Source organism: Vibrio sp. YT-18 (genome assembly GCF_033337345.1).
GTDB classification, from domain to species: domain Bacteria; phylum Pseudomonadota; class Gammaproteobacteria; order Enterobacterales; family Vibrionaceae; genus Vibrio; species Vibrio alginolyticus.
In genome coordinates this window covers 168,938-194,078 of the sequence record NZ_JAWOQO010000001.1, presented here as the reverse complement: position 1 = coordinate 194,078, position 25,141 = coordinate 168,938, and the positions used below count along the sequence as shown (strand labels likewise).

Annotated in this window: 13 protein-coding genes and 2 pseudogenes; 2 read left to right on the top strand and 13 right to left on the bottom strand. The window is 43.6% G+C overall.

The window, feature by feature from the left end:
* Window positions 1–79 precede the first annotated feature (79 nt).
* Window positions 80–2,758: a type VI secretion system ATPase TssH gene (gene tssH / locus R7M72_RS00765; RefSeq protein WP_021035954.1), complete on the top strand. Its 2,679-nt coding sequence runs from the start codon at window positions 80–82 to the stop codon at window positions 2,756–2,758.
* On the top strand, window positions 2,745–4,376 hold the full coding sequence (locus R7M72_RS00760) for a sigma-54-dependent Fis family transcriptional regulator (RefSeq protein ID WP_318055986.1): 1,632 nt from the start codon (window positions 2,745–2,747) through the stop codon (window positions 4,374–4,376). The genes tssH and R7M72_RS00760 overlap by 14 nt, the downstream gene beginning before the upstream one ends.
* Window positions 4,377–4,446: 70 nt before the next feature.
* Here R7M72_RS00760 and R7M72_RS00755 read toward each other — a convergent pair whose 3' ends face one another.
* The 13 genes and pseudogenes from R7M72_RS00755 to R7M72_RS00690 form a co-directional block, all read right to left on the bottom strand.
* Window positions 4,447–9,072, bottom strand: a complete 4,626-nt coding sequence (locus tag R7M72_RS00755) for an OmpA family protein (RefSeq protein WP_318055985.1) — start codon at window positions 9,070–9,072, stop codon at window positions 4,447–4,449.
* 12 nt (window positions 9,073–9,084) lie between these two features.
* The gene (locus R7M72_RS00750; RefSeq protein WP_318055984.1) at window positions 9,085–10,527 is read right to left on the bottom strand and encodes a hypothetical protein; all 1,443 of its coding nucleotides are present in this window, start codon (window positions 10,525–10,527) and stop codon (window positions 9,085–9,087) included.
* A 3-nt stretch (window positions 10,528–10,530) separates the two neighbouring features.
* On the bottom strand, window positions 10,531–12,198 hold the full coding sequence (locus tag R7M72_RS00745) for a hypothetical protein (RefSeq protein WP_318055983.1): 1,668 nt from the start codon (window positions 12,196–12,198) through the stop codon (window positions 10,531–10,533).
* Window positions 12,199–12,402: 204 nt separating this feature from the next.
* Window positions 12,403–12,585: a hypothetical protein gene (locus R7M72_RS00740; protein ID WP_318055982.1), complete on the bottom strand. Its 183-nt coding sequence runs from the start codon at window positions 12,583–12,585 to the stop codon at window positions 12,403–12,405.
* Between the two features lie 12 nt (window positions 12,586–12,597).
* Window positions 12,598–14,034 (bottom strand): hypothetical protein, encoded by a 1,437-nt coding sequence (locus R7M72_RS00735; protein WP_318055981.1) that lies wholly within the window; start codon window positions 14,032–14,034, stop codon window positions 12,598–12,600.
* 3 nt (window positions 14,035–14,037) lie between these two features.
* Window positions 14,038–14,703 (bottom strand): annotated as a pseudogene (locus R7M72_RS00730) (hypothetical protein); the annotation flags it as partial.
* Between the two features lie 443 nt (window positions 14,704–15,146).
* Window positions 15,147–16,124 (bottom strand): toxin-antitoxin system YwqK family antitoxin, encoded by a 978-nt coding sequence (locus R7M72_RS00720; RefSeq protein ID WP_225472974.1) that lies wholly within the window; start codon window positions 16,122–16,124, stop codon window positions 15,147–15,149.
* Window positions 16,125–16,180: 56 nt separating this feature from the next.
* Window positions 16,181–17,605, bottom strand: a complete 1,425-nt coding sequence (locus R7M72_RS00715; RefSeq protein WP_053304432.1) for a toxin-antitoxin system YwqK family antitoxin — start codon at window positions 17,603–17,605, stop codon at window positions 16,181–16,183.
* A complete protein-coding gene (locus tag R7M72_RS00710) occupies window positions 17,605–18,849 on the bottom strand; it encodes a tetratricopeptide repeat protein (RefSeq protein WP_017635775.1) in 1,245 nt (414 codons plus the stop codon). The genes R7M72_RS00715 and R7M72_RS00710 overlap by 1 nt, the downstream gene beginning before the upstream one ends.
* Before the next feature lie 325 nt (window positions 18,850–19,174).
* Complete coding sequence (locus R7M72_RS00705) at window positions 19,175–19,603, bottom strand: hypothetical protein (protein WP_017635776.1); 429 nt, start codon at window positions 19,601–19,603, stop codon at window positions 19,175–19,177.
* Between the two features lie 740 nt (window positions 19,604–20,343).
* Entirely contained in the window at window positions 20,344–21,423 is a 1,080-nt protein-coding gene (locus tag R7M72_RS00700; RefSeq protein ID WP_225472972.1) for a hypothetical protein, read from the bottom strand.
* A gap of 3 nt (window positions 21,424–21,426) precedes the next feature.
* Window positions 21,427–23,140 (bottom strand): annotated as a pseudogene (locus R7M72_RS00695) (hypothetical protein).
* A 768-nt stretch (window positions 23,141–23,908) separates the two neighbouring features.
* Window positions 23,909–25,141 (bottom strand): tandem large repeat (locus R7M72_RS00690; protein ID WP_318055980.1); only part of this gene is annotated, 1,233 nt, incomplete at its 5' end.

Sequence of the window (25,141 nt, the reverse complement as noted above, 5' to 3'; positions counted from 1 at the left end):
AATATCTTGATAAAAAAAGAACGCAATCACTTTTAGTATAATAGCCGCTACCTCTTTTCCTCTAAAGAATAAAATGGCTATGATAAATATAAACCTTTCTTCATTAATTCAGCGTCTACACCCGATTGCAAAAGTAGCATTAGAAGACGCCGCTGCACTTGCAGTCTCTGAAAAAGCAAACGAAGTTCAAATTGAGCATTATTTACTGAGTCTATTAGAAAGGCCAAATAGTGATTTTGACGTCTTATTAAGTCATTTTGATTGTTCTGAGAACTTATTAAGACAATCGGTTCGATCCACACTCGACACCAACGCCAAAGGAAATGGCAGCAAACCTGTTTTTTCTGCTTTATTAATCGAATGGTTGCAAGAAAGCTGGCTGGTTTCTTCTTTAGATCTATCCGAAACACAAATCCGCTCTGGCGCCCTGCTCCTTACTCTTGTTAGCAATCCTCTCCGTTACGGCCAACATGGTTATGCCTCTATCCTTGAGGCGGTAAATCCTGACAGCCTTAAGCGTAACTTTGCAGAACTAACAAGCCACTCTATTGAGGCGCAAGTTGCTAATTCAGAGAAAACACAAGCTCGTGAGGATGGCTCAGCACTGAGCAAGTTCACGACAGACTTCACTGGTAAAGCACGCAAAGGCGAAATCGATCCTGTTTTCTGCCGTGACCAAGAAATCCGCCAAATCGTGGACATTCTTGCTCGTCGCCGTAAAAACAACCCTATTGCTGTTGGTGAACCGGGCGTTGGTAAAACCGCAGTAGTAGAAGGCTTGGCACTTAAGATTGTACAAGGTGACGTACCAGACAACCTCAAAGGTGTTGAGCTTTACGGCCTGGACATGGGTCTTCTGCAAGCTGGTGCAAGCGTAAAAGGCGAATTCGAAAAACGCCTAAACGCAGTATTGGATGAAGTGAAAAACTCGCCAACCCCTATCATTCTTTTCATCGATGAAGCACACACCCTTGTTGGCGGTGGTAACCAAGCGGGCGGCAGCGACGCGGCAAACTTGCTAAAACCAGCCCTAGCGCGTGGTGAAGTGAAAACCATCGCTGCGACAACATGGTCGGAATACAAGAAGTACTTCGAGAAAGATCCTGCTCTTGCGCGTCGTTTCCAATTGGTGAAACTCGACGAACCGTCTCCTGAGCAAGCAGCATTGATCATTCGTGGTCTGCGCCCAGCATACGAGAAGTCACATAACGTTTACGTGCGTGACGATGCTATCACTGCTGCGGCAGCACTTTCTGCTCGTTACATCTCTGGTCGTCAACTGCCAGACAAAGCGATCGATGTACTAGATACGGCGTGTGCACGAGTGAACATCAGCCTTAATGCCATTCCTGCTTCTGTTGAGACTCTGCAACAAGAACTTGCAGCTCAACAGCGCGAGCTTGAAGCACTTGAGCGTGATGCTCTGCAGCAAACTGGCGACAAGCACAGCCTTGCTAACATTCCAGACCTAAAACTGGCAATGGAAACAACGAAAGAAGAGCTAGCAGAACAAGAAGCGCAATGGCACAAAGAAAAAGAGCAGATCCAAGAGATGATTGCTCTACGCTCTCGCTTACATGAACTGGTCTTTGGAGAAACAAATGAAGAAGAGCTTGTTGCAGACGAAGATTCAGAACAAGAGCAAGACGTTTCTCCATATGCAGAAATGGATGAAGAAGCCGTTCGCATTGCCATTTCGGCCTGCCAAGAACAGCTAGATGTAATCCGCAATGGCAACCCACTGGTTCACTTTGAAGTGGGCCCAGATGAAGTTAGCCACGTCATCTCGGACTGGACTGGTATTCCTATGGGTAAGATGCTTCAAGACGAAGCAGAAACCACGCTAAAACTGAAAGAAAGCCTAACACAAAGCATCAAAGGCCAAGAATACGCTATCGATGCACTGTCTGAAGGCATTCAAACTGCGAAAGCTGGTCTAGGTAACCCAGACGCACCAACAGGCGTATTCCTGCTGGTTGGCCCAAGTGGCGTGGGTAAAACCGAAACGGCCCGTGCGATCGCAGATCAAATGTTTGGTGGTGAGCGCTTTATGACGACCATTAACATGTCTGAGTTCCAAGAGAAGCACACGGTATCACGCCTAATTGGTTCACCTCCGGGTTACGTAGGTTACGGTGAAGGCGGCATGCTGACAGAAGCGGTTCGTCAACGTCCATACTCTGTTGTTCTTCTTGATGAAGTGGAAAAAGCCGACCCTGAAGTATTGAACCTGTTCTACCAAGTGTTCGACAAAGGCACGCTGAACGACGGCGAAGGCCGCACAATCGACTTCAAGAACACGCTGATCATCATGACCAGTAACCTTGCGACGCATGAGATCGAATCTTTGGTTCATCAATCAAAAGACATCGATGCGAACATCATCGCAGAAGCTATTCGCCCTACTTTGAACCAACACTTCAAGCCGGCGCTGTTGGCACGTATGTCAGTACTACCATTTGTTCCGCTGTCTGATGAAGCAATGACAGAAATTATTCACCACAAGCTGAACAAAGTTTCTCAGCGTCTACAGAGCCATCACAAATTGTCTCTGAGCTACGAAGAAAGTTTGGTTGAGTTCGTACTAGGTAACTGTCGCCTTGCTGAAACGGGCGCGCGTAACATCGACGCGGTTATCAACCGTCAGTTACTGCCTCAGCTCTCGACTCAGCTACTAGTGCATGACAAGGATGATTCACATACGCAAATCGAAGTGTCTGTCGATGAGCAAGGAACACTAACCTATGCGTTCAGCTAACCATAGCGAACTTAGTAACGCCCTACTTGCGATCAGTCAGTCTTTGGCTGATCGCAGCCAGCTTACCCAAACCTTGGATGCCGTGTTGACCGCTGCGAGACAAATGACCCTCGCAAAGCACGGCATCATTTATGTTTTGGACCAGACTGGGCAGGCGTTGATTCCAAGTACCGCTCACCATAACGATAAAACTATCGTTTCCCACCCTTGGGAAGCATTACAGTTAGACTCAGCCAGTGAGAACGATCCATTCAACTTTGCCATTCGTAATGGTGAAGTGGTGTTGATTAACGAGTTGTATAAGTACAACGGCTATGACTGCGAAAGCATCTATCAAACTGAGCAGACACTGGGATTAAAAAGCGAGAACTTATTGGCTTGGCCTTTGATTGATAGCGAAAGCAAAACCATTGGACTGTTAGTCTTACTCGATTTGAACGTCATCGACAACGAGGCAGCCTTGACTGAGTTTTGTCGTATGGCCGCGAGTAATATTCGCCAAGCTGTGTGGTTAGAGCAATACGGGCAAGTGATTAAAAATCTCAATGCAGACAATCACGCCCTAATGCGTGAGAACACTCAACTCAAAAAGCGTACCCAAAAAACCTATCAGGGTCCTATTGCAGAGAGCGAAGAAATGCTCAATGTCTTGAATCGTCTTGATAAGGTGTTATCTCTCCCTGTAGACGTTCTATTGCGTGGTGAAACGGGCGCTGGTAAAGAGGTGATCGCGAAATACATTCACGAAAACTCTAACCGTTCAGAACAGCCTTTGATCGTACAGAACTGTGCCGCAATCCCAGAGCAGTTATTAGAGTCGGAACTCTTTGGCCATAAGAAAGGCTCATTCACTGGCGCGGACAAAGACAAAGTCGGTTTGTTTGAAGCAGCCAACGGCGGCACGCTTTTCCTAGATGAAATTGGCGATATGCCAATGCTACTGCAGGCAAAGTTACTGCGTGTACTACAAGAACGCAAAGTTCGCCCTATCGGTACCAGCAAAGAGATTGAAGTCGACGTTCGCGTTATCGCCGCAACCCACTGTAATCTTATGCAGCAAATCAAAGATGGCGGATTCCGTGCCGATTTGTTCTATCGTTTGAATGTGTTCCCTATTACATTACCACCATTGAGAGCTCGCAAGTCAGACATTATTCCCCTTGCCGAACATTTCGTGCAACACACCACCAACACGCTAGGTTTGCCGCAAGCGCCAGGGTTAAGTGCCAACGTACGTAAACAGCTGCTTGCCTACCAATACCCAGGGAACGTGCGTGAGCTTAAGAACATCATTGAGCGCTCGGTGCTACTGTCCGATTTTGAAACCATTACTCACATTGAGTTTGGCGAACAAATCCCAGAAGATGTACCAAGTATCGACATGAAAGCAGCTTCACCTACCCCAGAGCAACCTGCTTACGAGCAGCAAGCACAAGCGGATTTAGAAGACGTTTCAAAGAGCCTTAAGGACGTTGTCAGCCAATACGAGCGTACAGTAATCATCGATTGCTTAAATGCCTGCAATTGGCACACCAAGAAAGCTGCCGAGCAATTGGCGCTGCCAATGAGTACCCTCAACCATAAGATGAAGAAATACGATATTTCTGCAGCGGGTTAAGCGAGAAGCGAGAAAACCTTACTTCAGTTTCCATTGGTAAGAAAAGAAAAACCGCCCGAAGGCGGTTTTTTTATTTACTTAAAATCCATTTGTTTATCAATATAATTTGGCGATCACTTAGCCTACTTGGCTTAGCTTCGCCTGCTGCCAACCATTCTAAAATAGGTGAAATATCAGAGTAGGTTTTTCCGTAGCGCTTTGCTATTTCTCGTTTCGAAAATAAGTCTCTTTTGTCCTCTATTTTCAGAATTTCTTCGGCTCCTTTGATGAGCTCATCCTTACATTTGTACCAAGTTACTGGAATGTCTTCACGGTCAACGGCATGTATATTAAGCTTTAACTTTTCTGATTGCGCATGTAAACCTGATCCAATAGGCCCAATAAGTTCAAGTTGAAGGTCAATATATTCGTGAAAATTATCAACTAGCTTCTCAACTCTCTTAAATGGTTTAAGCCCAGCTACTTTTGAACCTAATACATTGACATATTCAGGCTTGAAAATCTGTGCATAGATATCCGTCTTCTGACGCAATCCAACAAAGTTGGTGATAGCATGACTTTTAAGTTCATTCGAACTCATTCTTGAAAAAGATTGACGTAAGCTCTCAAGCTGAGTGGAGAGCTCAGTTTTTAATGGTGCTCCATGCTTTTGTGAGGTCATTACGTCAAACTGCCATTCATTATCTTTTTCAACGATGGTACCTATTCGATATAACTCCCCTTTACCCAAAGTGAAGTGAGTTCCACCTGACACAACAGGTAGAAAATCAATACTATTGGTAAGCTCAACCGCTCGCAATTTGGCCTCAACACCTATCACTTTACCAGGCGCAAATCCTAGGTTACTGAAATGTGTATCAGGACAGTGTTTAGTCTTAACGACCGCTAGGCAATTGACCCACTTACTCCAATCAAAATCCTCAACCTCCTCCTTGTAGTACCGCGCAAAATCAGAGTATTTACCTTCAAGACCTTGCTGCATTATGTGGAGTTCAACAGTCGGATCATCAAACACTTTAGGGAAACTACCTTGATCTGCATCCGGTTTTGGCGCTGACAGGAAGCTTTCTGAAACTAATAAATGATCAGCATGTTTAATGTCTTTATTTTTACCAAATTGATAAAGTCGAGAGGGACTCAATGAAAGATCGAATGTAGAAATCCCCCATGCAGCCCAAAAATCATAATTAATAGGTTCAAATGAATCATTAACCCCTTTGATGCCCGCCAGGTACTCATACTGTAGAGGTAACTCACCGGTGCGTAATTCTCTATTTTCTTCTTCAAACAAGCGGTTCAAATATATGTTTTTCGGCGAATCGGACGGAATCCACGGTCTTGTTCCCTTAATTTTGTTGACTCCAAAAACAAAAGACGGTTCGATAATCACGCCCCAAGTTTCATCATCAGATTTCTGGTTAAACAGCGCTTGTTCTTTAGAAGTCAAATTTAAATTATCAACTATCGGCTTAATATCTCGCAGGTACTCTGAGCTTTTATTGACGATTTTGGACCCTTCCATCACCGCATCTGTCTTAGTTGAGTAATTCGACCAATTCCAGCGAGCTTGAACCTCAATTCCCACTCGATGTAAAAAGCGGCGCTTTTCTGGCTCTAATGACTCGACCGCTTCTTTAGCTAAGACGACGATAATCCTAACCTCATCAAACGGTGACAAAGACCCATATTCTGCTAGGAACTCATCCATTGCTATCCATTTTTTTGGTGCTCCATCACGAGCCGTTTTAACAGATATTGACTGTTTAGCTCCTTTGTACAGCGCTTCCAGATCTTCAGTTTTAAAGGGAACTTCAAACATTTTGACAAGCGCTTGAGTATTAGCGGATGCCATGTAGTGAATTGGGCTGTATTCCATAAATGGTCTTGGGCTTTCACTATCCTCAGCGTCGGAGTACCAATCGCTCAACTGTCTGCCCGCAATACTTGCCCCTAGCTGTGCGTAAGCAGAATAAGTGCTGGCTTTTAGGAGTGATAGCTCTGCTTGTGCATAGTCTGAATCCATAAAGAACTCATCAAGGTGGACCATACCAAAACCATTTTCATTAAGTTGCCACTGATCGTTGAGCAAAAAAAGTTTAATGTAATCATTAATATTTTCTATCGAAACGTTGCTATGGTCGCCTGACATTTCTTGATAGTTTCGTTCAAGCAATAATCGACTCAAGCCATTCAGCGCGTGAGCACGTTTGTAATAACTTGACTTCATCTCGTCAGAGAGACTTTCTGAACCAAATGACAATATTTGTTCTTGAGAGACAATATTTTGGTATTGTATTTTTTCAAGATTATTTCGTAGCTTTAAAGTGTCTGCTTCTTCAGTAATAAAATCATAAAGATTTGAGAACAGCGAAGAACCTGCCTTGCCCACCGTATAAATAAAGTTAGCAGTCGCTCCCAAAGGCGTTACTGAAGCCACATCAAGGGCAGTATCAAGGGCAAGTTCTATTGCATCTAAAGTGGCCGCGTCAAGCTGCATCTCATTAGCAATCATCATTTGACGGGATTTTTCGACGACAGTTAGTCCACCGCGAGAAACTGGGTAATCTAAGATTGCTTCAAAATGAAGCAGTAAGTCGACGCGACGATTGCGTCGGCGTTGATCTTCAGAATCATTGGGGACAAGCGGTTCTCGCTCACCTAGACCAATGGCACGTATGCACGTTTTCCAAACGGCCTGGTTAGACGTAATCCCTTCTAATATACATTCTCGTATATAACTCGCTCGCTCTTCTGATAAAGTCTGGTTGTATTCGATCGACCCACGCGAACAAGTGTGACCTTTTATCGTAATTGGAATCGGGCGATGTATTTGCGATAGTATCCCCCCTAATTCAATTAAGTTGGCTCTAGCTTTAGGGTTATTTGAGTCGCTACGGTCAAAAGCAAACGTCGTGCTTCTTAATTCGAATATGTGTCGCCCTTTTTTAACCTCGGTATTTAATGAAAGCTCATCGTTGTCTCCAAGCTTGGGCAGTAGGTTTTTGAGTTGTTCAAGTGCCTTAGTCTCTGCGTCCAAAAGTGCCTTATCACCAATACTAGCCAAAGATTTCATTCCAGGCTGCTGTACAGTCGCAAGGTACTCAAGCACAACAGAATCAAGCCTTTTGCTCGCCTTATCGTCTTTGTTGTAAGCCTCGACTAAGTTTCCACCTTTAATGATGACATCAGCCAAAGTGAAACCTTTACCGATTTTTTCCGCTATTTGAGTATCTTGTAATAACTGACGCCACTGCGAAGGCACTTCAATCAAATTGATCTTATCTTTCAACTTGTCAAATAAGATATTGCCTTTGTCACCGAACAACTTAATCATATCGATTTGACTCTGGCCAAATGCAGCCGTATTCGCTGAAAGATCATTAGCTTTACTTATAACGGACAAACAAGCCTCTGTCGCACCCGCAATATTTCTCATTTCGCTATCAGCACTGCCACCAACAGAAGCCGCAGCAACCTTGGCAACGGTTTGCCAACTTAACTTGTGTTGCATCGTTTGGGCTGCACTTTCAATGTACGCTTTATTGCTTTGTACACTGTGCCATATCTGAGGAGCAATTGCGTTTTTTGACTCACTGGCGAGTTTTTCAGGCAAATCAGTTGGGCTTTGTTTCAGTTTTTCCAGTAAGTTGGGGTAAAGGTGAGAGGCTTGATTGAACAGTGCTTCCTCTACCGAGATGGGATTACCGTTCACCAAAGCACTGCGCCCAAGCGGGGTTGAGATTGGTAAGTGCAATACTCGTTCGCAAAAACTGTATTTTTTTTGAAAGTCTTTCCTTAACCAATAAGCTGTTGCATTTCTGTCCACAGTAGAGAGATCAATATCAAAACGGCAATGCTGGCTCGCCTCGTCGAGTTTAAATATCGAATCAGAACTTACCCAGAACGTAGCGCTATAAATGTTCTTTTCTTGGCCGTCGATATCTTTGAATTTGACTTCTTTAACAGTGCTCACAGCGGTTAAATTACTGCCACCTGCATCCCCTGTAATTCGCAACTGTGAAGGAAAATTCGACAGCGTAACCGTCGCGCGAACGAAGTTGGCATCAGAGAAGTGGACCACAATCGTATATTTCTGAGGTAATACAATGGCTTTTAGCGTACTCAGCTGCTTTTTCTCTATCGAGTCCTCAAGTTTACCGATAGCAGCAGCATAGTGTTTATCACCGACCTCTTTACTTGGTAATAGTTCAGAGATGGAATAATCACTTTGTTCAGAAACTTGATAATAATTTTCTAAAGGCTTAGTTTCTGCTCCCGAGATAAGCGAATTATACAGATTCGCCAGCCATTTACCGTCTTTGCCCTCTTCACTCATAAGGTGAATTGGCGCTAAATAAGGCGGAAAAAATAGTAAACGAGAGTGGCCAGAGGCAAACGTTGTTGCGGATGCAGGATTACCTTGCAATGGCAAATTTTGCCCCAAATCTAATGATTCAGGCGCGTTAAAATAGGTAATTTTTCCGAGTGCATCACTGTACAGTAGCGCCGCTTTTGGTGGTGTTTGAGTTTGGTGACCTTTGCCATCATAACTGACAGTCCTGCCTTCACTGTCGTCTTTATGCGCGAAGCACACATTGCGTAGGGGAAAATATCGACTATTTGGAACTGGTCCCCTGTCATCAAAAAGTTGCCCTAGGAGATAAACACCACTGACTTTAAGGTTTGATTTCGCCACGTAGTTTACTCCTTATTTGACCTTATTTGAGTCGCAATGTGTTGTCACAAAAACATTGCCTTGTTTTTCAATTTGACATGTACGTTCACATCGAAAGATATCTTCACCAGAAGAATTTTCGTAAGTTACTTTTTTGCACTTTTGTTCCTGAGATGCGAGGTAGCGAGCATAGGCATCTTTAAACTGAGAATGACTTGGCAAGGCTGGGAATTCCTGACGTAAATCATAATCAGAAAAATGAGGCTGCAGACTCGCTGGAACAAAAAGGGAAAAGCCATTAACACTATCGCCTTCCACAGGCGGTTTATACTGGTAAGCGAGTACATCAATCGGCGAGCTCTCATCTGCCTGACGCGCTCTATACAGTCTCGGGGTAGGCGCATCCATGCCACTTAATACGCCGAGTTGCAACGTGTAGCGGCTGTCTTTACTAGCCAAAGGTATGGCTTTGTCGGTTGCTCGAGTATTAAATGAACGATAACCGTCCTTGGTGTTGCAAGTAAACGCACCACCATCCTCCCGCCAATAGATATAATCTGCAACTGCATTGTACTTTCTCCGCTCTTCGAGTAAATAACATTCATTAGGGTAATAGCGCTCCACAGTGTAATGTTGCCACTCGCCAACTTGATAGATGAGATTAGTTTCCTTATCGGCTTTACCTAAAACTTTTTTGCTACGTGAGGTACTTGTCTTAACCAGAAGCTCTTTCCCATCATTTAACAGCCTAACTCTTTTAATTTTGTCATAGGCAAGATCCCCCCAATTACCTTCAAGCCATTTCTTTCTCAGTTCAGGAGAATCTGGGTTAGGTAAAGCCAACGGCAGCTCACTCATAACCATGTTGTTGGTATCAAATTCATACGCCTTACCGAGTTTCGACATATAAGCTTTACTGCTGTCAGGCAGCCAGCCACCAAAGTTACAACCGCCGCCAAAGCGTTCAATTTGGCGGGTTTTAAGGTCTGCAACGACGCAACCTTTTAATGAAGCGAATAAGCCCATATTAAAAAACAAAAAGCGGCCATTTGGTGAGCGCTGTGGGCGCAAGTTTTTGGTAAACCCAACTAGGCTGCCAACCTCTTCTGGGGTCAATAAGGTTTGTAGGTTGCTGCCGTCTAAATTCATGGTGTATAAACCAGCTTGTTTGCGGTTTTCAGAACGATAAATCTGCGTGATTATTTGCGGCTTGTCTCCGGGGTTGTCCCACTGAGCCAACGGCGCGGTGCGTGGGTCTGCAACCTCTAATATCCAATCAGTTTTCTCTGATTTTTCACCAACAGCTAGCCCTAGGTAAGAGACTACCGTGTTTAACGCTTTGTTATATTTTTCTTGCTCCGCCAGTGCAATCGCTCTTTCATCTAACCATTGCTGAACTTGTGGGCTAAAGGCACTGCCTACCCCAACGCCTGCAATAGCTAATGCAGACAAGCCAAATACGACTTTTTTGTTCATAACTTACATTCCTAATTCTTGTTTCCACAGCGACATATATTGGCTGAGATTCTCTTCTGCATTCAGCTCTTGTTCGCTACGCTCTGGCTCTGGCTCTACCCTTTCCGCCATTTGAGTCGGAGTCGACCAATTCTGTATTTGCTCAAGAGTTAAGTCTTGAAAAACCAGTTCCGAGTGATGGGTATAACCTGGAGAGGTGATCTGTAAAGTGAATTTTCCTTTTTGGGGAAAACCACCGAGCTGCGCCGACGCAAAATGTGGGTTTTCTTGGTCATATTGAAGCGCTTCACTCAGTACCCAATCACTTTCACTATCAGATATCACCGCATAATGAACGACAGGGGTATTAAAATCGATCAGCCCAGTTTCAACTGACAATTGAAAACCACTGTTTTTTCCATCCACATAAGCAATGACCGTATTACTCTGGTCGTAACTGCGTACTATGGCTTGTTGGTCACTCAGCCATGGCATGTCGTCTTCGGTAACTTTGTGGATGGTTGCGCTGTCTATATCGGAAGTATATTCTTTTGCACTGAATGACTGTGCGTCACTGTAACTGCTTAATTCATCTAATGGCGTGCTGGATTTATCTAGCAAAGCAGCATCCGATTCTAATGCTTCAATTTGAGCAAAGCGCTTTTGCTTTGGTGAGAAAATGATCTTGAGTCCATTTTCTCCCTGTTGGACTTCACCCGATATTTTGTAAGGTGCCCAGAAATGTGCCATGGCAAAGCCGCTTGCGCTTCTTTGTATTACCTGAGGCGTGTCCTTTTTCTTTTCTTCTTGCTCTAGGGTACGGTAATACTCGACGTCAACATCTTGGTAATAACCTTTCTCGTTTATGGCCATCTCTCGCCAAAGCTTCCCTTTCCAAAACACATAAAGGAAACCACCGCGGAGGTCAGAAGCTTTTGCTTTGTCTTTGCTGCCATCTAAGTAAGCCAATGGTCTCACAGGCACCAACACGTTATCCCACTCATCCATCTGAGTCTCTTTATCAACGGGTTGCAGGTCTTCGGCGAGTTTAAGCAAAATTGGCTGAGGCTGGTCAGTGCAAGGGATCTTGATATAGAGCGTTTTGCCCTCAGCTTCGAGATCTTTAAATATCGCTAGGCTGCGGTGTTTATTTTCTGTATCGGCCTTGCCTACAGTCACTTTTTCTTTTTGAGTTTCCGTTTTTCCCAACATCAAACATGCCGCGTTGCTAGACCACTGCCCTGCAAACTCGACAACAATTTTTTGGTCTGGGCTTGGCTCAGAAGGTACATGCGTGTAACTGCGAACTAGAGCAACATCGTCAGTAACCTGCTTGTAACCCGCTTTAAAAACTTTGCTTTCATTCGAAGCAGGTACAGAGTCAACGAGTGATTTAAGTCTAGGGAAGCTTTGCAGCTGAGAGTCCGTCAATGGCGACCGACGTGCAACGGTAGATAATGACACCCAATTGCCTTTTCCCAATTCGATTCTTATAGCAGCTAGTAATGCGCTGGTCGTTTTTTTGGCAGAGATGGAAATCTTTTGCGCCAATTCTTTAGGGAGGTTTCTAAGGATGTCATCTGAATTTCGCAAACGCGAAAGCTGCCCTATACACTCGTCCGGTGTAAGAACATAAGATAGCTCGTTGGAGGATAGCTTCGAGCTAGGTATAAATTTGCAAACTAAATGCATTTGAATTCTCCACAACCAACATCGTAAATATGGCTGCGGTGACAATTAAGCTGATAAGGCTTACAAGTACGATTTGGTCTGCGTATCCTACTTACTTAGCCATTTATTTTCAACGAGATAGAAAAATCTGCAGAAAAACCCCAAACGCCCCAAGCCGACAGATTAACAGCCAACAAAGTCACTTTAACTGGAAATTTGGACATATTACCTACCGCACTTATTCAAAAAGAAGGCTTTAAGAAAAACAGTTTTTTTTACTTTTGAGCAGAAGTTAACAAATTCATTATTACGCAGGGGGAAATATCGACTATTTGGTACTGGTCCCTTGTCATCAAAAAGTTGCCCCAGGAGGTAAACACCACTGACTTTAAGGTTTAATTTCGCCATGAAGTTTACTCCTTATTTAGCTTTATTTGAGTGACAGTGTGCCGTCACAAAATGATCGCCTTGTCTTTCAATTTGGCATGTGCGCTCACAACGTCGGATTTCAAGTGATGTCCATTTTCCATAATCTATTTCTTTACATTTTTCTTGCTGTGCTTCCTGATAACGGGCGAAAGCTTGTTTGTATTGAGCGTGGTCTGGTAAGGCAGGGAATTCCTGACGTAAATCATAATCAGAAAAGTCAGGCTGCAAACTCGCTGGAACATAAAGGGAGAAGCCATTAACACTATCGCCGTCTTCAGGCAGTTTATACTGGTAAGCGAGTTCATCAATCGGTGAGCTCTCATCTGCCTGACGCGCTCTATACAATCTCGGGGTAGGCGCATCATCGCCACTTAATACGCCGAGTTGCAACGTGTAGCGACTGTCTTTGTTAGCTAAAGGTATGGCTTTGTCGGTTGCTCGAGTATTAAATGAACGATAACCATCCTTGGTGTTGCAAGTAAACGCACCACCATCCTCCCGCCAGTAGATATAATCTGCAACGGCATTGTACTTTCTCCGCTCTTCGGCTAAATAACATTCCTTAGGGTAATAACGCTCCTCCTTGTAATGTTGCCAGTCGCCAACTTGATAGGCAAGATTGGTTTCCTCATCGGCCCTACCTAATACAATTTTGTTATGGGAAGTTCTTGCTGTTACTAGTAGCTGTGTTCCTTGATTCAAAAGTTGCACTCTTATAGGTTCATCATAAGCATGCTCGTTACCATCCAGCCATTTCTTTCTCAGTTCAGGAGAATCTGGATTAGGTAAAGCCAACGGCAGATCACTCATAACCATGCTGTTGGTATCAAATTCATACGCCTTACCGAGTTTCGACATGTAAGCTTTACTGCTGTCAGGCAACCAGCCACCAAAGTTACAATCACCCCCGAAGCGTTCGATTTGGCGGGTTTTAAGGTCTGCAACGGCACAACCTTTTAACGATGCGAATAACCCCATGTTAAAAAATAAGAAGCGACCATTTGGTGAGCGCTGCGGGCGCAAGTTTTTGGTAAACCCAACTAGGCTGCCAACTTCTTCTGGAGTCAACAAGGTTTGCAGGTTGCTGCCGTCTAAATTCATGGTGTATAAACCAGCTTGTTTGCGGTTTTCAGCACGATAAATCTGCGTGATGATTTGCGGCTTGTCTCCGGGATTGTCCCACTGAGCCAACGGCGCGGTGCGTGGGTCTGCGACTTCCAATATCCAATCAGCTCGCTCTGACGTCCTATCAACAAAGAGCCCCATCGAGGAAACAACCGTGTTTAACGCCTTGTTATATTTTTCTTGCTCCGCTTGTGCAGCAGCTCTTTCATCTAACCATTGCTGAACTTGTGGGCTAAAGGCGCTGCCTACCCCGACGCCCGCAATAGCAAATGCGGACAAGCCAAATAAGACTTTTTTATTCATAACTTACATTCCTAATTCTTGTTTCCACAGCGACATATATTGGCTGAGATTATCTTCTGCATTCAGCTCTTGTTCGCTACGCTCTGGCTCGGGTTCTACCCTTTCGGCCATTTGGCTCGGAGTCGACCAATTCTGTACTTGCTCAAGAGTTAAGTCTTGAAAAACAAGTTCCGAGTGATGGGTATAACCTGGAGAGGTGATCTGTAAAGTAAATTTTCCTTTTTGGGGAAAACCACCGAGCTGCGCCGTCGCAAAATGTGGGTTTTCTTGGTCATATTGAAGCGCTTCACTCGAGACCCAATCACTTTCACTATCAGATATCACCGCATAATGAGTGACAGGGGTATTAAAATCGATCAGCCCGGTTTCAACTGACAATTGAAAACCACTGTTTTTTCCATCCACATAGGCAATCACGGTGTTGCTTTGGTCATAGCTGCGAACTATGGCTTGTTGGTCACTCAGCCATGGCATGTCGTCTTCAGTAACTTTGTGGATGACTGCACTGTCTACATCGGGGGTGAATTCTTGTGCACTGAATGACTGCCCGTCACTGTAACTGCTTAATTCATCTAATGGCGTGCTGGATTTATCTAGCAAAGCAGCATCCGATTCTAATGCTTCAATTTGAGCAAAGCGCTTTTGCTTTGGTGAGAGGATGACCTTGATCGGCTCAGGCTAGTCGTAAATTGAGTTTTTGATGTAATTGAACATTAATACCGTAACAATAGCTAAATCATTGAATCAATTGGGCCTAGAGTACTTTCCTTCTTTGTTTTTCTTCCATTCGACTATGGCTCTCATCAATCCAAAAGATCAGAGAGCAAAGGTTGATTAGGGCTGTATTACACTGGTCCCATATAACTGTTTTGTTTCGAGGTTTAAGCATTAATCTACGACGACCCTTGGAATTCGTTCAGATCGCAGCTTATTGATTTAATTCCATCGATTTAAGCAACAAAACTCCAATAAGCAACCAGTATAGTTGAAAGGGTGTTTATAAATCACACATCCAATCGAAGTAAAAACAGGATGTTTATTTACCCGTCCCTACTACTAAAAAGCGTAAAAACTGAGGAGCCTTCCCATTCAAACTTACAAACTCAAATCGTTTATAGCATTGTAAACTCAGTGACTTCTCCATCTTTGTAGATGAACTGAGTTTTTACACCGTTTTCAGTCCAAAGTAGTTCTTCACCATTAAGCTCACCTTGGGTAAAGTGGCTGGTTGACTGCGGTTTACCATTCTTGTACCAAGTTTGTTGCTTGCCTTGTTTCAAACCAGCTTGATACTCAGCAGTGCGCATTAATTGCCCATTTTTATACCAAATTGACTCTTTGCCCTGCTTAAGACCGTCTTTGTATGTCACGTCACTTTTCAGTTGACCATTCGGATACCAATAACGTTCCCGACCTTCAAGCTTCCCACTAACATATTTGGCTTGGACAGCAATGTTGCCATTTTCAAACCAGTGTTCATGTTTACCGTTATATTCACCGACAGTAAACGTAGTTCGCTGTTTCAGCTTGCCATTGCTGTAATACCAAGTTTGCGTACCTTGCTGTCGGTTATTTACGAACTCACCGCTGAATATCAGCGTACCATTACCGTCCCAACCCTGTGTTAACCCATGACGCTCACCTTGATTCATATTGATGAACCATTGCTTACGGCCATATGTGTCCCAGTATTTGGTTAATCCGTGTTTTTTACCATTGAGATACTGACCTTCCCATGCCATCTGATTAATCAGGTGTGTGTACCAGATAGCAGCGCGCCCATTCAACACACCATGCTCATAAGTATTCAACATTTTAGGGCGACCAGAATAAGTCCAAAACTTCTCTTCACCGTGCTTTTTACCGTCAACATAGGTGATTTCACTAAGCTTATTCAAAGATTGCTCAGGCTCATCTTTATCCATAAAGTACTGTAAGTCAGTGCCCGTGAAAGGTGTTGTATGACCTCGCTCATAAGCAAGCATTTCTTTTTCACCTTTAAATTCAAGAATAGCTGCATTAGCAACCAGCGGAATTAAACACAAGGCCAGCAATCCATGTTTAATAAAATGGCGTGCTTCATCGTACATACTTGTCTCTTCCAACATATAAACGCTTTTAATACTCTGTATTAGATCCATTATGATTACAGACTCCATGATTTTTCTGAATGCAACGTTCCGTCATCCAACCATTTTGTCTGCTTGCCAACGAGCTGACCTTTAACATAGTGAGCTTGCTCTTTCAGTTGACCATTGCTGTACCATTGCTTTGCTTCACCATTCAATACACTCCGATTACCCCACCTATTCTTTTCAATAACGTAACTTAGTTCACTCTTTAGTTGGCCATCCTTGTACCACGCCTTATGTGTACCAATTTCGCCATCACGAACGATAATACCTTGTGTTTTAATCTGCCCGTTACCGTACCAAGATGTTTTTGAATACCTCTCCGGATTCTTAGTCGCTTTTATCTCATGTTTTTGATTACCATTTTTATACCATTCAGCCATACCAATATAAGCTGATTTATAAGGTCCCTTTTTATTTATATCAAGGCGGTCTATCGTTTCAATACTGCCTGAGTCATACCAGGTATATTGCAAATCATCAAAGTGACCACCAAAGGTATACTTCTCACTAGAAAGTAAGTTCGTGTTTCGATGATATCGAAGCCACTTGCCAGTCAGCGTCGGTCTCATACTCAGTAATATACCCTGAGGATTATAACTTTGGATAAAACCATAGTTCTGCCCATCACGGGTACTGTATATCGAACGAATCTTACCTTTGTAATGTTCCCACTTAATCCCTTCGTATTTGCCGTCTTCTCTAAAATAAAAAGACCTCTCATTGTATCGCGCAACACCATCAATCATGTCGATATCATAATCGAGCACCATGCCGTCTTCCCTTCCGCGATTGAAATACTCTTCTCCTTTGAGGCGATGATCAGCAAAGTAGCTGCGACTTAACCCCGCTCTGGTACCGTCAACGTATTGTTCGTCGCTAGAAAGATATCGATTGCCTTGTTTATCAATATCCCATTGCTTTTTATCACCTTGGTATTTGTTATTTACATACTGCACCTCGCGATAAAGACGACCTTCACGCCAAAACTTCTGTTTGCCGTTATAAATACCATACTGATAGGTATTGAGCTCTTCGAGGTAATAGCTTGGCTGGCCTTGGTCATTCTTAACAGAACGATCTATTTTCCACTCTTGTTCAGTACCGTGTTTCTTACCATTAAGCCAATGGCTTTTTGATTCTAAGCGACCATCTTCAAACCAACTAAAGCTTGGTCCATGCTGCTTTCCATTTAAGTAATAAGCCTCAGCACGCTTAGTCCCATTATCATAAAAAGACTCTGCAACCCCGGTATAAGGGCTCTTATCTACCTTTAGTAGCGCCGTCACATCGTTTCGATTACGTATATTACGTTCAAACTCAAGGTCATTGAATGGAGTCGCCGATACCGACAATGAAAACAGTAAGCACTGACTCATTAGTGCTATTGTCATGCTTAATGACAAGGCTTTTTTATAAGGCGAGCCTAATAACAGCATTATCGTTTATCCTCTTCGTTACAAACTTCAGGGCTACGGTTACAGATGATGGGCTTCATATTCATATCAAAATCATATTTTTCGATCATGAGTTTGACCCAAGGATACACTTCCGCATCACGCTCTTTTGGCATGTATTGGTACACTTGAACTAACATGTTCAGCGCTGATGCGGATTCTTTCGCAACAAGTTTAAGATACTCAATCCCTCGCTCCCGATCTTTCTCAACTACCATGCCTTCTAAATACATGTAACCTAAGTTGTAATACGCACAGCTTTCCCCCTTAGCCTCGGCTTGTCGTAACAAAGCTAAGCCTTTCTCACCATTGGCACTGTCCTTGTGTTCAAGGCGAACATAGTCAACGCCCGCTGCGCACATTGCGCCTGGGTCACCTTGTTTTGCGCCCAACCGTCTTGCTTCACGCGCCAATTTCCAGCGCGCATCGCCCTCTTCATAAAGTTGATAGTGATCGCCTAATAGTGCACTTGCTTCACCGTCCCCCATCTCAGATGCCTTAATTAGTAACGCTTTCGCCTCATCGTAATAGCGTGTGTTGGTCAACGCTTTAGCTTTGGCAACCAACTGCTTTGACTTACTCAATGAAGTGATATCTAGTTCAGGCGCAGTTTCAGAGCAATGATTCATTACGCGGGTTAGCATTTCAGCGAGACCACTAACAGGGAAATCATCGTCAAAGTCGTTAGTCATCTGGCTGAGTTGACCTTTAGTATTGATCTCAACATGCACAGCACTGTTGCTTTTGAGTGCATCAATGAACGCCGCTTTAGGTTGAAAAAATTGTCTGTTAGCAGCAATAGTTGGTGCGTACTGGTCTGCATTTTCGCCATGCTCAACACGGTAGTAATGACGAGTTCCATCTCCAAAGGTGAACAAATAATCACTATTTTTAAGGTAGAAATCCATGTATGACTTGTTGATACCAAATTGCACTTTATGGCCATCACAAAAAGCATAGAAACCGTCTGCAACTTCCCAGTCGAATTCCGGGTCTCCGATATAGCTCGCGCCTTGAACTTGCACGTTACCATTATCATCTTCTTCAACCGTAGATGCGTAATAAATGCTCGCATCAGGTGTATAACCATGGGTGACAATGCCTTCAGTGTCACTGGATACACGTTTCTCTTTAATATCGGTATAAACAAACGGCTCATTTTGAGCATAGACATATGAACTTGCTGCAAAAGCAAGGCATGCAAGCTTGATTGATGTATTATTCATTTGAACTCTGTTTTAAAATCTTATTTACTGGAAGTAACTTTTAAGGAATGCTATCGATTCGTTTGTTACAACTAGCTATTATTGCTTCTCCAGTTAGTCCGACAAATTGCTCCATCAAAGTTGGATTTTGTTGCGGTGTAGCCGACAGCGGAGACAACTATAATCGTCAAACCCAAGCTGAGTAATATTTTCTTTTTCATTCTTAATCCATTCTTTAATTGGGTTGCCATGGCAAATACGCCCCCAACAGATTAAAAAATATGAGTATATTTCCCAGCTCTGACTTGTGGGACGCAGACAAAGAATGGTTGACAAAAATTTGAGGTTAATCAGTTAAAAGGACCTTATCATTTTGTCCCTTCAGTATTCTCAGACATCTAGAAATCATATAAATTAGACACATCGCTATAGCAGCCAATAGACTTAATTGGGTGTAAAGTAACACCTCAGTACTGCCCCAAGCCTCTCTTAATTCAGAATAATCACCAACAGCGGCGTTAATAACCACGCCAAGGGCAATAAAGAGGTATAACAACCACAATTGAACTTTATTTCTAGGGAGAGTCTTCCACGGACATCTTTCACTAGACTGAAACACTCTGATAGCCTCACTATCTGTCTTTGCATCAATCATTTCTTCTTCAACGAAAAAGCCTTCCGTTTTTAGCCTATTGATATCAGATGACGATGTTGCACTCATTAGGTCAATCGCCACCGCAATCTTATCCCGATGTAAAATAACGTAACTATTCATTAGTACTCCCATAAAAATGAGACACTTTACGTTATATCAGTTGACGATTCAGCTTTCAGTTTTACTAAAATATTAGCGAATAAGTCGCTTTCCGGACTTCCGTGATCTTGCTCGAATATTCTATATGGAAGACAAACGTCTGCGTCTGAGCCTAGGTAATAAAGCCTCACTGGAGCCAGAAAAGACTGCCTTCAGTAGGTGCTTGCAACACTCTACAGCTAACTACGGAAGCACAATAGTAACTTGAGATACAGGTCCTTTGGTGACAAGCTATGTTGCTCCACTAAATCATAAGCCATCATTCGATAGCCCAACATACAAACTTATATTGAAGTCAATGCCTATTTCGCCAGTAAGTAGAATATACCATTGCCACCCTATCCGTCTTTCACGCTCGACGACTGTTATACGGGGGCAAACGGTGATATACACTGAATCGATCACTTTTATTTTTGACTTTCATAAAGCTTCGGTAACGTAAAACGGTTTGCAGGGTAAATCCTTTAGAGCTATTGTAATCTAACGTAACGGCTCAGCTATCTATATTGCCATCAATTCGTTTCAGACACTAAAGTACCCAACCTTACCAGAGCTAGCGAAACTGAAGTTTTCGCCTTTAAATCAAAAATTTACGCCAAACCCAGCTTTTGTATGCCAATCAAATATTCGACCTTCATCCGTATTGTAGCTGTAGAATAAAGCGCCAAATAAGTAGATTTCATCATCGTAGGTTCTGGCCATTATTTAGCCTCCTTAAACCAGTTGCCATGATTTGCAGAGAGGTTATACACAATGGCGGGGTCTAACGTGCGGCTGTAACCCAACGGAGACCAACTCCACGCTTGTTTTGTCTGGTTGTTCTGTACTGACATCAGCATCGCGTTATAATTCGTCAAAGAAAAACGATTTTTTAGACCGATGGCATATTGCATTGCCCCATCACGCTCAATCTGTTGACCATTTGCTAGATCAACAACAAACACATTGTGATAGTTGCGATTAGCCGCCCAAACGATGTCCCCTTCTGGACTGATCGCCGTATAATGCGCTTTTGCTTTATTAACAGGTAACTTTTTCCCCCATTGAACCAATTTTACAAGCTCATGAGTCTTTTCATCAATGATTCCAGCTCCAACATCTCCCACCTCATAAATCAACCCGCCTTTTATAAATCCTGTACCGAATATTTGTAAATCCGTTTTTTCCGCCTCACCTTTAGCAATATCCCACTTATACACCACACGCCCCACCTTACCCGTGCGGTAATAAACGTAGCTGCTATCTTCCGCCCACAGGAAACCCGGAATACCAGCTAAACGATGCGGCAAGTCAATTAATTTTTGCTCTTTTAAATCAAAAAGATGTATGTCAGGTCCGGAGTTCAGTGCAACGTAACGATTATTTGGTGAGCGACTGGTTTTGTATCGAGTGCTGGATGCCTTTCCAAGATAGGGTAAATCTGTCACCAAACGCAGGTCCGTACCATCGGTCTTCATACTCCAAACTTTTACACGCCCTTCGTACTCATCGTACATTGGGTCTGGTCCATATCCTTGATCGTCTGATAAGTTTGCCCAAGTAAACTGAACGCGTGGCAAATCGTAAGAACTCGCGTCGTTTAAATCTTCCCTTGGCCATTCTTTGGCACGATGGATAAAGTAACGAGGAAAGTCACGTTGTTGATAAGTCGCAGAGCCAGATTTACGGACCTTGCTCTGCTCCATGGTGTAGTAGTTATGTTCACCCACGTAAGTGCGGCCGTCATCTTTACAACCCGCTATCGATAAAGCAGTAAGTAACAGTAATAGTATTTTTTTCATGGTTTAACCTAGCAATTCTGAAATGGGTACATTTTCTTCTACAACAACAAGACGTTGGCTACCGGTGGAGAGGCTCGAATGAACACCTCGAACAATATCGACGTTCTTGACCTCTGCCGGCGGGAATGCAAAACGCAGCGTCATATAACCATCGTCGTCTTTCATCGCTGAACGAAAGTACGATTTGTGAATCCAATCGTGTTCTATGTTACGAAGCCCAAAGAAATCGTCCGGTTGATCTGTCAAAGGCTCGTGAAGGTAACGTATAGAAGGCAAAGCGCCTCTTGGAGCCAACTTAAGCCCCGCGATATTGCTTTCTTTATGTTCGTTGATGATTCCACTGCCAGTCCCTGTCGATGCGGTACCGGAAACTGGAATAATATTCTCACCCGCATTATCAAAGCTTTGGGATGAGGAGTATATTTGCAACTCTGAAAGAGACTTAGCAATTGAAGCAGGATCACTCTCTAGCTCAGACAGTTCCGTGTTTGTCAAAGCCAACTCGGAATAATGGATATAACATTCTTGTACTTCTCCCGCGACTTTATATGGCACCCAAATATGCGGTAGAGGAACACCTTGTGCAATACGCAAACCATCTTTGCCAGCTTTATAAGGGCTTAGCGCCGTTTTAACAGTGATAGGATCAATATCTAATTCTGGAAAAACAACATCTACTTCCTCATCTACAAGGCGGAATACCCTAGCACCTTGATCAAGGCTTAGATGTCCCGAATACACTTTCTGACCGGATTGATAAATCTCAAATGGTTCTTCGCCAATATAGTAGTCTGGTACAAGGTTTGCCCCATCAATGTTGACATGTCGTGTTTTCATCGAGGATTCAGGATCATTATTTCTGTAGTACTCTAAATCGACATCAGCAAAGTAGCCTTTTGTTGTAACTTCAACCTCTCGCCAAACTTTGTTATTCCAGATTACATAGAAATAACCTTCTGCAACCAACTCATGTCCATTTGTGCCCTCTAGCATAGGTAGCACAGGCACTAACACGTTATCCCACTCATCCATCTGAGTTTCTTTATCAACGGGTTGCAGGTCTTCGGCGAGTTTAAGCAGGATTGGCTGAGGCGGGTCAATGCAAGGGATTTTGATATAGAGCGTTTTGCCCTCAGCTTCGAGATCTTTAAATGTCGCGAGGCTGCGGTGTTTGTTTTCTGTATCAGCCTTGCCTACAGTCACTTTTTCTTTTTGAGTTTCCGTTTTTCCCAACATCAAACATGCCGCGTTGCTAGACCATTTCCCTGCAAACTCGACAACGATTTTTTGATCTGGGCTTGGCTCAGAGGGGACATGCGTGTAACTACGAACTAAAGCAACATCGTCAGTAACCTGCTTATAACCCGCTTTAAAAGCTTTGCTTTCATCCGAAGCAGATACAGAGTCAACGAGTGATTTAAGTCTAGGGAAGCTTTGCAGCTGAGAGTCCGTCAATGGCGACCGACGAGCAACGGTAGATAATGACACCCAATTGCCTTTTCCCAATTCGATTCTTATAGCAGCTAGCAATGCGCTGGTCGTTTTTTTTGGCAGAGATGGAAATCTTTTGCGCCAATTCTTTAGGGAGGTTTCTAAGGATGTCATCTGAATTTCGCAAACGCGAAAGCTGCCCTATACACTCGTCCGGTGTAAGAACATAAGATAGCTCGTTGGAGGATAGCTTCGAGCTAGGTATAAATTTGCAAACTAAATGCATTTGAATTCTCCACAACCAACATCGTAAATATGGCTGCGGTGACAATTAAGCTGATAAGGCTTACAAGTACGATTTGGTCTGCGTATCCTACTTACTTAGCCATTTATTTTCAACGAGATAGAAAAATCGCCCGAAATCAAAAACACCAAAAAAAATGGTGATTTTTACTATTAAAACATGCGATTTGACCACAATAAAAGCCAGTAACATCACCCACTCTGTCAAAATGGTAAAATCTTACTATCTAAAAAAATTTAATTTATGGACTGAAGTTAACAAAAATCGTAGTAACGTGCGCTTCAGGTAAGCACGAGGAAATTCAGAAGTTTATGAGGTGCCCTCCTCAGCAACAAACAACAAATTGACTGTTACTGAGGAAGTTTAAATAAAAAGGTGAGCGCATTACGCACTCACAAAAGTAACTGCTCTGAAGCTTGCTAGGATTAAATTTGCTTCATCGCGAGTTAAAGAGGTGAGGTATTACCCATCGACCTCATGCAGAACACTATACTCAGAGTATAGAAACGAGCGTAAATATATAATATTTAAAAAGATTTTCAACGCGACACATTCACCACAGCTCCTGCCGAGTGACCATCACAATCACGTCATACACACCTAAAAGCAACATTGGCCTAGTTATTATAGTTATTCAGCCTTGTATTAAGACGATTAATTAATTCGAGTAACTTATCAATAAAGGCAATTATTTTGATAAATATCACAAAAAGTCCAAAAGAAATAAAGCGAGCTAAACGCTCGCTTTATTTATGCCGCATTTTTTAAAGTTTTGTTATCACTAAAATATCGGTTGTAAACAGCACCTAAGGAGGCTGTACTTGCGAAACGATCATAGTTAAATGTTGCTTGAGCCTCTTCGGCAGAGGCGGAAAGCTTGTTGGTACCATTTACATAAATCGTCACTACCCCCTCCTTCAGTCCTGAAAGATCTAAATCAGTTGTCCATGAGTCTGAAAGCACGGTTGCCATGCCTGTGGCTTCTGTACCATCAGCGTCGACTGCTTTGATATCTATGAACTCACCATCTTCAAATCGTTCACTGCTACCACTTACTGTCACGCTTTCCACTCCAGTAACATCGTTGATAACGTCTAGGTGTATTGTCGGTGTAATTGGCATGGAGTAAGCCGTGTTCTGACTACCGGTATTTCCTGATAAGTCTTGGTAGTCACGAACAAGCAACGCCACATTCAGCTCTGACGTGCTTGGTACCACTACATCACCAGTCCAAACACTTGGGTCCGCGGTTGCCACTAATGAAGTGATCGTCGTACCACCTAACTCTGCTGCGGCGGATTGCAGATTTTTATCGAATTCCAGCGTTACCGTCACGCTTTGGCCGATGGCTTGGTGCTCAGGCGTAAACGTCACGTTAGTCAGCGTTGGCAGAGACTGCTCGAGTGTAAAGCTCTGACTTTCACTTACTTCAATGCCGGCTGAGTTCGTCCCTGTCACAATCACGGTATAAGTGCCGTTGGTTTGGTGACTCATATCCATCGCGTCACTGGTCCAAGTGCCACCAGCTTGTACCGTCGCACTGCTGCTTTTCAATACCGTCGCGCTGCCTTGTGCTTTCACTTCAAGACGCAAGGACTGACCGTCAAAACGTGTCGACGTGCCTTCGAATTGTAGCGTGGCGGCAAGCGTTTCATCCACACTGCCCACTGGCGTGATGGCTAAGGTCGGCGTGATCGGCATGGAGTAAGCCGTGTTCTGACTTCCGGTATTCCCTGAGAAGTCTTGGTAGTCACGAACAAGCAACCCCAATTTGAGATCCGACGTGCTTGGTACCATCACATCACCAGTCCAAACACTTGGGTCCGCGGTTGCCATTAATGAGGTGATCGTCGTGCCACCTAACTCCGCCGCTGCGGATTGCAGCTCTTTATCGAATTCCAGCGTTACCGTCACGCTTTGGCCGATGGCTTGGTGCTCAGGCGTAAACGTCACGTTAGTCAGCGTTGGCAGAGACTGCGCCAG